Here is a 10,656-nt window from a genome sequence, read left to right on the forward strand (position 1 = left end):
AACTCGCTTCTGATATTTTCTGAACTTATCAGTGCAAACAGAAAATAGCAATATGTTGCTTTACGGGCGCAATATACTGTCATTCACGGCTCCACGTTATCTAAGCCATCGTTTCACAATTACTCCATTATGATAGGGTCTGCAATGAGCAGATAATTGCGCTTAGTGCATGTGAAAATTCTAAAACCAACTTGTTGTAATGACTGACCTTCTATTGGGCTGCGATAATAAAATTTTTGACCTGATAACAGAGTAAGCGCTCTATCGACACGCATGCAGTTCATAGTATGCTGCACGAATACGGTATTTTTTTATTCCATCTTTTGAATATGACAGTGGCGTAGTTGAGTGAATGAGATCTTATCGCTCCGCCGCACATTACTTTTTCCTACTTTTGTCGTTTAGCCTGAATCTGATATGAGTCATTCGTCTCTGCGCCGCCAACTTGTGATTCCGATTACCTTATTGGTGATCGGCGTTTCGGCTGCGATCGGCTGGGTATCCATGAAGGCAGGTACAGACGCGGTGCATACGCTCACGCAGCGTATGCTGGTTGATATGGTCAATCGCATCAACCTCTCGACTGAAAGACATATAGAGGGCGCTTTGATCGCACTGGAATCGGTGGCGCCCAGTGCAGACCGTATGCCGAAAGAGCATGTATTTTCCATGGATATGCATACTTTGGAAGACAAGTTCTGGGCCGCCAGTGGCTTGTTTATGGATGTGAATAATTACGTCTATTTTGGTGGCAAAGACGGGCGTTTTGTCGGTGTCTACCGAATATCCAAGCGAGATGTCCAGTTATTCTGGCGCGAACCGGAGGCCAGCCGTCGGGATGTCTATCATGTGACGGGGATTGGTGATCGTTCGGAACTGATCCGTAGTGATGAATTTGATCCGCGCAAAAGACCCTGGTATCAGACGGCAATGCGCTCTGAAAAACCAGTATGGTCCAAGATTTACAACAATTTTTCGTTTAATTTTCCGACAATTACGCTGGCGAAGGCTGTATTCCAGAAAAATCATGAGTTTGCAGGCGTGTTGGCGACTGATATGACCTTGATGGAGTTATCGAATTTTTTACGAAAACTGGAAATCAGCAAAAACAGCGTTGCCTACATTGTTGATGCCGATGGTTATATCGTTGCGACTTCCGGCGAGGAGGTGCCACAGCGTACCGTCAATGGCGTACCCGAACGCATGCGTGCGGTCGATATGAAAACGCCATTGATCAGAGAGACTTTCTCGAATATTGGCAAGTCAAAAACGGTAGAGCCAGAGGTATTGGCGATGGATCTCAGCGGCGGCGCCGTGGATGTCGCCATATCTCCACTCGGTGGCAGACAAGGGTTGAACTGGCAGACGATTGTCGCGGTGCCACGTGCCGATTTCATGCGTGAAATAAACAAAGGTTTCATGCAAAGTGTTGTGATTGCTATCGCATGTATTATTTTTGCACTGACGATAGGATTGACCATTGTTGAACGAGTGGTTCGCGATATACGAAAACTCACTGCAGCGGCAGAAAAATTCGGTAATGGCGAGCCTATGCCTAAGTTACATATCCGTCGTCAGGATGAGATAGGCATATTGACGCAGACCTTTGTTGATATGGAAAAAAAGCTGCGATTTGACAAACTGACGCAAGTCGCAAATCGTGAGTCATTGTTTGCAAAAATCACTTACCTGCAAAAAAACTCGAAAGAAAACCCGGACGAAGAAAACGGCTTCACTTTACTATTCGTTGATCTGGATCGTTTTAAACAGGTTAACGATAGCCATGGTCATGATGCTGGCGATCAGGTGTTGATGATTACCGCCGCACGACTTTTGTCCGCGATCCGCGATACCGATGATGTTGCCCGTTATGGTGGTGATGAATTTGTATTGCTGTTGAGGGACACCAAAAATTCTATTGATATTCACAACATGGTGGAGAAAATCTCCTCTCTGGTCGAACAGCCTATCGCGTTAGATAGCGCGGTCGTTGAAATTGGCGCATCAATAGGCTGGGCGTGTTTTCCCGAGGATGGTGATGAGTATGTGCAATTGCTCAAGATTGCCGATAGCCGTATGTACAATTCCAAGCGCGACCGCAAATCAGGACAGCTGATTCATATCGTCTGATGCTGCGACCAGGTCAGCAGCCATGGTTGCAACTCACTGGCCGGCATAGGTCTGCTGATGTGATAGCCTTGCCCTTGATCGCATCCAAGCTCTTTTAATAAATTCATCACTTTCGCATTTTCTATGCCTTCGGCAACAACTCTCAACCCCATGTTGTGTCCGAGATCGATAGTTGATTTGACGATTTTTGTGTCGTCAATATCCTGTTCCATTTTTAATACGAAGGATTTATCAATTTTCAGTTCATTCACTGGCAGTCGCTTCAGATAAGCCAGAGATGAATAACCAGTACCGAAATCATCGATTGATAACTCCATCCCCATCGCATGTAATTTATCCAGCGTCAGATGGGCACGTACCGGGTCATCCATGATGGCACTTTCCGTAATTTCCAGACAAAAATCGGCAGCTTGTACCTGATGCAGTGAAAGGATATTTGCAAATTTTTCTGGCAGCTCCTGATCCATCAGATCACGTGTCGAAATATTGACTGATATTTTCAGATGAATCCCGGCATTTTTCCATTCGCGGCAAGCTTGTGCTGATGCGTTCATCATCCAGTGTGTCAACTGACGGATGAAACCTGTCTGCTCAGCGAAGGGAATGAACTGATCCGGATAGATGAAATTGCGTTCCGGATGCAACCATCGGACTAAAGCTTCGACCGCAACGACCTCACCGTTGGTCAGCGAGACTTTGGGTTGTACGTAGAGACGGAAATCGTTGCGCTCAAGCGCGGTGCGCATTTCGCTCAGCAGCGATAAACTTTGCTGGCTGGATTTGTCGATGTCCGGCGCGTAAATCACCGCGCCGTTTTTTGCCTGCTTGGCCGCATACATAGCTACCTCGACGCGGCTTAATAGTGTGGCCGCATCAGCGGCATGCGAGGGAAAACCAGCGATGCCTATACTGGCACCGATATCGACGGTCTGATCCTCTATCGATATCGGATGTTCCAACGCATGTAGAATCTTTTCTGCAATCTGTAGCGCCACCTCCTCTGTCGTTTCTGGTAGCAGCACAGCAAATTCATCACCGCCGAGACGTGCAGGTTGAATGTTGCCTGCACCTAGTTCCACTTTCAGGCGATGGGCGACTTCTTGCAGCAAAATATCGCCGAAGCTGTGGCCCATGACGTCATTGACGTGTTTGAATCTGTCCAGATCCATCATCAGCACATAGCATGTGCTTAAGCGGCTTTTGGCCAGTGTGATCGCCTCGTCCAGCATCTCTCTGAATAAGGCGCGGTTCGGCAATATTGTCAGCGTATCCCAGTAAGCAAGACGCCTGATTTCTTGTTCACGTGAAGCGATGGCGTCACGCATATGCGAAAAGCTGTTGGCCAGATCACCGATTTCATCTGTTCTTTCGACCTTGATGGGCGTCAGATAATCGCCAGTACCAAGACGACGGGCGGTATCGGCAAGCTGTCTGACGGGTTCGATGACGCGTCGAGCAGTGACCGCGCTGATGATGCTGGCAACAATACATCCGAGTACGGTCAGTATCAGCAGATTTCTCTGTAATTTTTTATAGGGAGCAACAGCCTGATCAATCGACAATTGAAGCACTGCAACCGCACTGTTATTGCCGTTGCTGGCCAGCGGCAACACATTCGTACGGTAATGATTGTCGCCGATTTCCATATCGCGCATGAGCCTTGGCCCAGCCTCATCTTTTGGCAAAGCACTTGCCAGTTGCAAGGCTTCTTGCTGCTCCAGCGTGGAGACGTTCATTTTCCACGGTGAACGGTTTTGCGAGGTGAGCAAGCTGATTTGCATCTTCGATAATTCACGCATATCGCTGACCAGCGTCTGATCCAGCGGAATCGCCATGACAACCCAGCTGATAGTGACCGGAGCTAACACCGGAACCATCACCATCTGATAAGGCTTACCATCAACGATATCAATATTACCGGCGCTGCCTTTTTCAGTGGCAGTCTTGATCATGGAAGAAACAGATTGCTGCAAGCCATGCGCCAGCGTATCGCTGCTGGCTGCTGTGATTTTTCCATCCAGATCAACCAGCATGGTTAAATCTGCACCTAAGCGCTGACCATGATTCAATAAGGTGGAAACGATGGTTTCAGTGTCATGCGTGCCGATGGCTTCACGAAATGCATAATCTTTCGAGAGCAGCGTTGCACCTTGTATCAGTTTTTGTGCATTCTGATCCAGTAAGCGCGAAAAAACTTTTGTGCTGATTTTCAGTTCAGATTCAATAGCGCTGCGGGCATTAGTATCAATGGCGTTTCCAATCGCAAAATAAGCGACCAGTTGCAAGGTCAGAAGCAAGCTGATGAATAAGACGACAACCCGGCTTTCCAAACTGTGAAAACGCATTTTGTATTTTCCTTTTACTTCATTACTTACTTTTTTGAATGGAACAGGTAGCGACTTTGTTGAATTCAATGCTGTTTTGTTTAGCTGGCTTTGACGTTCAGCCGTATAGTCAGCGGTACATTTTCTGCGCCGACCTGTAAAACTTGTTCTTTAATTTCTGCTCCAGGAGCCTGTAGATAATGCCAGACCTTCAGCGTGTATTTCCCCGTTGGAAGATTGTTCAGTCTAGCCACACCTTTTACATCTGTTTTTGAAAAATACGGCGTGTTCACCACATGAATATAAGCCACCATCTGATCGTGAATATTGCAGCCGACGACTACCGTGCCTGGCTTATCGAACAACACCGGCGCAGACGGTTTTCCCGAATATAGTTTTAATTCAAACTGCTTCGGTGCTGAGAATGAATAGGCGTGATGTTTTACCTTGTCGTTGTTCGGAAATGCAACCGAAGTACCGGTTTGTATGACAGATACCAGTGGAATAAATTTTTTATCTTTTTGTTCAATTTCCGCGCTGCCGGGTTTGCTCGTGATGGCGAGGCCGGGCGCTTCTGCATACACGACGGCATTTTCCAGGGGATTACCGGCACTGTCGATAACATGAATGATGGTATCGTTCGCGCTCGCCTGAACGGCAAACAACATGCTGACAATAGCAAGAGGAAAAATGGATAAGCGCATACAGACTTTCTTGCACAGTTGGCGGCGATCTAAGTAAAGGATGCCGGGGAAACTTAGCTTACCATTTTTCGATTGGGAGTATGAAAATCAGCGCGGCAGGCGGTGTTCGTTGTCGTTTCATAACGATGCTTGATCTGGATGCCGCGCAGTGCCAATAAACTGTTTTGTTATTTACTGGTCTGACGTGCCGTGGTCAGCAAAACCACGCTGCCAAGTATGACGGCCATGGCCAGCATGGCTTTGAAGGACAAATGTTCACCGCCAAACAAAACACCAAGTGCAACAGCGATGACAGGATTCACATACGCGTAGCTGGCAGCGAGCCCGGTGGACACTTTCGACAGTAAATACATATACGCAGTGAATGCCAGTAAAGAGCCTGCGACGACCAGATAGGCCCACGCCGTCAGCGCTTCAACAGTGACGGGCCCTGTCATGCTTTCGCCTTTCAACAGACTGACAATCACCAGAAACAAACCGCCGATCAGCATTTCACTTGCGAAGCCCATGCCGCCAGCCGCCATTTTGAGTTTTTTCTGCGACAGGATAGAGCCGACATCCCAGCACAAGATCGCACCGAGCAGAAACAAGACACCGATAGGTTTCGCGGCAAAATCACCATCAGACGCCAGCAACATCGCACCAATGAAACCGGCGAATATTCCTATCCATTCGCGGCGTTTAGGCCAGTCGCCGAATAGTCCTGATAAGCCCGATAAAATCATCGGAGAGCAGGCGATAAATACGGCTGTCAGCCCCGAAGACACATATTGCTGCGCGCAGGCGGTCAGCCCTGTGCCGCCGCCCAGCATCAATATGCCGACAATGCCACCGTCCCGCCACTCGCTGAGTGTCGGGTTCGCTGCGCCACGCCATTTTTGCCAGGCAAATAAAATCGCGCCAGCGGCCAGAAAGCGCGTGCCTATCATCATGAAAGGTGGAAACGCTTGTAAGGCAACTTGGATGGCGAAATAGGTAGAGCCCCAGACAACATAAACGGTGAGCAGAGCAGTTAAAACGGAGCGGGGCAAGTGGCGCATGCAAATGGATGAGAATGAGGAAAATAGCTGAATGTGGAATAGTGTAAGGAACTCTGTCTTGTTTTTAAATGGATAGTTCAAGGTAAATCAGGTACATTTCTTTTAAATTAATTGAAAAAAGACGATTTCACCATGAAGATTGAATTGGACATGATGGACGCCAGAATTCTCGACATTCTGCAGGCAGATGCTCGGGTGACGTTGGCCGAAATTGGGCGACGCATCCATTTAAGCCAGCCAGCAGTAGCGGAGCGCATCAAGCGCATGGAAGTCGCAAAAGTCATTACGGGCTACCACGCCCACGTCAATCCGGACGCCTTAGGTTATGGCATCACCGCCTTTGTGCGGATAGCAAGTCGTTCCAGTGATATGCCTGTCGTTAAAATTGCTGAGCAGGTGCCGGAAGTGGTCGAATGCCACGCGATTACCGGTGAAGATTGCGTGATCGTTAAAGTGGTCGCTTCATCTGTCCGCGAATTGGAACGGGTGATTGCCAGCCTGGCACGCTGTGGCGTGACATCGACTTCGTTGATTTTGTCTTCATCCATAGAGCGACGTGCTATCAAGCCGGTGGAGTAAGCATGGAACTGCGTCAGTTACGTTATTTCATCGCGATTGTGGATCATGGTTCCTTGTCACGTGCAGCGAAAGTGCTGCACATCGTCCAGCCCGCATTGACGCAACAATTACAACATCTCGAAGAAGAACTGGGCGCTACCTTGCTGCACCGGTCAGCGCAGGGTATGCAAGCGACTGATGCCGGTAAGCTGTTTTATGAACATGCGCAAGCCATACTGAAACAGGTCAGCGATGCCAAATCAGCGGTGACACAATCAGCCGATAAGCCCAGCGGTACGGTCGCTTTGGGCATACCTCAAAGCGTTTCCGGTGCGCTTGCTTTCCCTTTGCTAACGGCGGTGCGTGCTGCATTTCCGGATATCGTTTTTCAACTCACAGAAGAGCTGACCGGCAATCTGACCGAGCAGTTGAAATCAGGTCGTCTGAATCTGGCGATTCTGTTCGATGATGGACAACTGCAAAATCATTTCGCATGCACACCGCTGGTTGAAGAAGAAATGATGTATATCACCCGCGCAGATTCGCAGTTTGCTTGTAAACGCAAAAGCATCAGTCTGAAAAAGGCGTTGCAGACGCCGTTGATCCTGCCGAGTATTCAGCATGGCGTGCGGCCCGGAATAGAAAAAGTGGCGCGTGAACACGGACTGGAAATCGAGCAAGTGATTGATATCACTTCAATTGCCATTCTGAAATCGGCATTGCTGGCGGATATGGGCGCGACTATTTTGCCGGCCGCGCCTATGCTGGCGGAAATCGAACGCGGAGAGTTGCTGGCGTGGCCTGTCAGCGATGTGAAGTTGTCGCGTACCGTGACGCTGTGTGCCTCCAAAAATATTCCGCTGACAAATGCGGCGATGGCAGTCGAAAAACGAGTGCTCGACGTCACCCGGCAACTTTGCCTGCAGCGGGTCTGGCCGCATACGCGTAATCTGATGTCGTAAGCCCCGCCGTTGTTGTTCAGATCGCCGCTAAGGCTTGCGCCAGATCCGCTTGTAAATCATCCGGATGTTCAATACCAACCGACAAGCGCAGTAAATTTTCACCTATTCCTCTTTGAATGCGCAATGCTTCTGGTATTGCTGCATGTGTCATCGACCATGGATGGTTAATCAGGCTTTCCACACCGCCAAGGCTTTCCGCCAGCGTGAATAATTTCAGTGCCGCAACGAAGCGTCGCAAGCCAGCGATATCGGTGTTGAGTCTGATGGAGATAACGCCACTTTGTCCTTTCGGCAGCAGCCTTTGTGCAAGTGCATGTTGCGGATGCGAGGCGAGGCCGGGATAAATCACATCGCTGATTCCGCTTTGCTGTTGCAGCCATCTTGCCAGCGTCAACGCATTGCTGCTGTGTCTTTGCATACGCAAAGCCAATGTGCGTAAGCCGCGCAATGCGAGAAAGCTGTCGAACGGTGCCAATACGGCACCAACCGCATTTTGCAACCAGCGCAATTTATCTGCCAGTGCCGGATCTTTAACGATGACAGCACCACCGATCACATCAGAATGACCGTTCAGATATTTGGTGATGGAATGCAGCACGATATCGGCACCAAATTCCAGTGGTTTCAACAGGTAAGGGGTGACGAAGGTCGCATCAACAACGGTCAAAGCGCCAACGCCGCGGGCGATTTCCGTGATGGCAGCGATATCCGGAAATTTCAGCAGTGGATTAGTCGGTACTTCCAGCCAGACTAGTTTAGTGGCGGGTGTGATTGCTGATCGCAAAGCGGTCAGATCGTCGGGCGCAACATAGCGTACTTTTAAACCAGTACTACGTGCTTTGACCTGTTCAAATAAGCGCCACGCACCGCCATATAAATCGTCGACCGCAACGATTTCGCTACCGGCTTCCAGTAATTCCATTACGGTAGTCATGGCACCCAGACCGGAAGCGAAGGCGAAACCGGCAGTGCCGCCCTCTAATTCTGCCAGCGCCTGCTCGAAAGCCTGACGGCTGGGATTGCCGCTGCGCCCATATTCAAAGCCACTGTGCTCACCCGGTGCGCGTTGTGCGTAGGTGGAGCTCAGATAAATCGGCGGCATGACCGCGCCAGTGCTATCTGGCTGGTAACCGGCATGTACGCTCAGGGTATCGGGATGAGACATATTTATTTCCTAAAAATGAATGAAGACTGTGGCACTGCGATGCATCGCGGTGGCCGGATTAATGGCGTTGCCAGTAATTGATCACGTCGGTTTGCGTAATCAGGCCGAGGAAATTGCCGTCATCGATAACGGGTGCGACCTTGTTTTCGCGGAAGATAGCGAGCAGGTTTTCCAGCGGGTCGTGTGGATGCAGTGTCAGCAGATCCTTACTCATCACCTGGCGCACTGGTTGCGTAAAGTTGGCTTTATCGGCGCGCAGCGCCTGCAAAATATCCCACTCGTCAATAATGCCGACCAGCTGTGCATCGCCTGCGATGACTGGCATTTGCGAAATATCATGACGGCGCATTTTCTGATACGCGTCTGCCAGTGTGTCTTCCTGCCGTGCAAAGACAGTGGCACCACGCTGATGAGGTCGCGTAATCAGATCCGTCAGATTGTCGTGTTGCTGCTGTAACAGCAAACCTTGATCAACCAGCCAGTTATCGTTGAATTGTTTGGAAAGATATTTGTTGCCGCTGTCGCAGATGAAAGTCAGTACACGTTTAGGTTCTGTCTGCGCACGGCAGTAGCGCAGCGCGGCGGCAACCAGCGTGCCGCTCGAAGAGCCCGCCAGCAAGCCCTCTTTTTCTAACAGGGCGCGGGCGGTGAACAGACTTTCTTCATCGCTGATCCGATATGCAGTTTTCACCATGGAAAAATCTGCCAGTGGCGGGATGAAGTCTTCACCTATGCCTTCCACGCGCCAGCTGCCTGCGTTGCCGTAGCTGCCGGTTTCAACGTAATCAGCGAGTATCGAACCTTGCGGGTCAGCGAGCACGAATTCCAGTGCTGGCGCGACGCCTGAAAAATACGCGCTGAGTCCAGACAAGGTGCCGCTGGAGCCGACACCGACGGCGATGGCGTCAAGCTGGTGTTCCATCTGTTGCCAGATTTCTGGCCCGGTACCGGTTTGATGCGCGAGTGGGTTCGCAGGATTATTGAACTGGTCGATGTAGAACGAACCCGGCGTTTCATCAGCGATGCGGCGGGCATAATCCTGATAGTAAAGAGGATGGCCTTTGCTGACATCTGAACGTGTCAGCAATACTTCCACACCCATTGCTTTGAGTTGCTGGATTTTTTCTGTACTCATTTTATCCGGCACCACCAGCTTGATTTTGTAACCTTTGCGGATTGCCACCAACGCCAGCCCTAATCCGGTATTACCCGCTGTGGCTTCAATGATCGTTCCGCCGGGTTGCAGTTCACCACTGCGCTCGGCCGCTTCTATCATGGAAAGGGCGATTCTGTCTTTAATAGAACCGCCGGGATTCTGGTTTTCCAGTTTGACATACAGTTCGCACAGACCGGTATCCAATGACTGGATGCGGACAACTGGCGTATTACCTATGAGTGTGAGTACGGGATCGAAAGACATATTTTTGGGGTGTTCAATAGGGTAGAAGATTGCAATTTGGCAATCTGAGGCGTGGAATCTTAGCAGTGCAGCCGGAGTTCAAAGAAAGAATGAATTCGTACTAACAAATGCAAAAAATGCATACCGTCAGAAGTGGCACGCTTATTTTTGGAATTAATAGCAGGGGAGAAATTCGGCTATCAATTTTTGTGATACCCGTATTTGAATTCAGTATTTTCTATAATCCATCTGGCGCTCTACACTGTGAACACAGCAGATTTCAAAGGAAGTCGGGAAAGCGCTGCAGCGATAATTTCGAAAGCTTTCTTTGAACTCTTTCCGAATCTGGACAAAAGACGGTACTGCAAATAACT

Annotated in this window: 8 protein-coding genes; 3 read left to right on the top strand and 5 right to left on the bottom strand. The window is 49.5% G+C overall.

Annotation, left to right across the window (positions count from 1 at the left end; genetic code table 11):
• Positions 1 to 417 precede the first annotated feature (417 nt).
• Positions 418 to 2,130: a sensor domain-containing diguanylate cyclase gene (locus KDM87_RS01430; protein ID WP_212677447.1), complete on the top strand. Its 1,713-nt coding sequence runs from the start codon at positions 418 to 420 to the stop codon at positions 2,128 to 2,130.
• Here the strand turns inward: KDM87_RS01430 and KDM87_RS01435 are convergent.
• The 3 genes from KDM87_RS01435 to yedA all read right to left on the bottom strand — a co-directional run bounded on the left by KDM87_RS01435 (position 2,118) and on the right by yedA (position 6,198).
• Entirely contained in the window at positions 2,118 to 4,475 is a 2,358-nt protein-coding gene (locus tag KDM87_RS01435; RefSeq protein ID WP_212677448.1) for a bifunctional diguanylate cyclase/phosphodiesterase, read from the bottom strand. The two genes, KDM87_RS01430 and KDM87_RS01435, sit on opposite strands and share 13 nt — an antisense overlap.
• Before the next feature lie 80 nt (positions 4,476 to 4,555).
• Positions 4,556 to 5,158: a methylamine utilization protein gene (locus tag KDM87_RS01440; RefSeq protein WP_212677449.1), complete on the bottom strand. Its 603-nt coding sequence runs from the start codon at positions 5,156 to 5,158 to the stop codon at positions 4,556 to 4,558.
• Between the two features lie 167 nt (positions 5,159 to 5,325).
• Complete coding sequence (yedA, locus tag KDM87_RS01445; RefSeq protein ID WP_212677450.1) at positions 5,326 to 6,198, bottom strand: drug/metabolite exporter YedA; 873 nt, start codon at positions 6,196 to 6,198, stop codon at positions 5,326 to 5,328.
• Positions 6,199 to 6,330: 132 nt separating this feature from the next.
• Between yedA and KDM87_RS01450 the strand changes: the two genes are divergently transcribed.
• Both KDM87_RS01450 and KDM87_RS01455 read left to right on the top strand, forming a co-directional pair.
• Positions 6,331 to 6,777, top strand: coding sequence for an Lrp/AsnC family transcriptional regulator (locus KDM87_RS01450; protein ID WP_212677451.1), 447 nt, complete (start codon positions 6,331 to 6,333; stop codon positions 6,775 to 6,777).
• A gap of 2 nt (positions 6,778 to 6,779) precedes the next feature.
• Positions 6,780 to 7,718 (top strand): LysR substrate-binding domain-containing protein, encoded by a 939-nt coding sequence (locus tag KDM87_RS01455; RefSeq protein WP_212677452.1) that lies wholly within the window; start codon positions 6,780 to 6,782, stop codon positions 7,716 to 7,718.
• Positions 7,719 to 7,734: 16 nt separating this feature from the next.
• Here KDM87_RS01455 and KDM87_RS01460 read toward each other — a convergent pair whose 3' ends face one another.
• Entirely contained in the window at positions 7,735 to 8,883 is a 1,149-nt protein-coding gene (locus KDM87_RS01460; protein ID WP_212677453.1) for a trans-sulfuration enzyme family protein, read from the bottom strand.
• A 58-nt stretch (positions 8,884 to 8,941) separates the two neighbouring features.
• Positions 8,942 to 10,303: a pyridoxal-phosphate dependent enzyme gene (locus tag KDM87_RS01465; protein WP_212677454.1), complete on the bottom strand. Its 1,362-nt coding sequence runs from the start codon at positions 10,301 to 10,303 to the stop codon at positions 8,942 to 8,944.
• Positions 10,304 to 10,656: the final 353 nt, after the last annotated feature.

It is taken from the genome of Cognatundibacterium rivi (assembly GCF_018139565.1).
GTDB lineage: Bacteria > Pseudomonadota > Gammaproteobacteria > Burkholderiales > Burkholderiaceae_D > Undibacterium > Undibacterium rivi.

Coding starts and splice junctions, on each gene's coding strand:
- KDM87_RS01430 (WP_212677447.1), top strand. CDS start 418: ATGAGTCATTCGTCTCTGCGCCGCCAACTTGTGATTCCGATTACCTTA.
- KDM87_RS01435 (WP_212677448.1), bottom strand. CDS start 4,475: ATGCGTTTTCACAGTTTGGAAAGCCGGGTTGTCGTCTTATTCATCAGC.
- KDM87_RS01440 (WP_212677449.1), bottom strand. CDS start 5,158: ATGCGCTTATCCATTTTTCCTCTTGCTATTGTCAGCATGTTGTTTGCC.
- yedA (WP_212677450.1), bottom strand. CDS start 6,198: ATGCGCCACTTGCCCCGCTCCGTTTTAACTGCTCTGCTCACCGTTTAT.
- KDM87_RS01450 (WP_212677451.1), top strand. CDS start 6,331: ATGAAGATTGAATTGGACATGATGGACGCCAGAATTCTCGACATTCTG.
- KDM87_RS01455 (WP_212677452.1), top strand. CDS start 6,780: ATGGAACTGCGTCAGTTACGTTATTTCATCGCGATTGTGGATCATGGT.
- KDM87_RS01460 (WP_212677453.1), bottom strand. CDS start 8,883: ATGTCTCATCCCGATACCCTGAGCGTACATGCCGGTTACCAGCCAGAT.
- KDM87_RS01465 (WP_212677454.1), bottom strand. CDS start 10,303: ATGTCTTTCGATCCCGTACTCACACTCATAGGTAATACGCCAGTTGTC.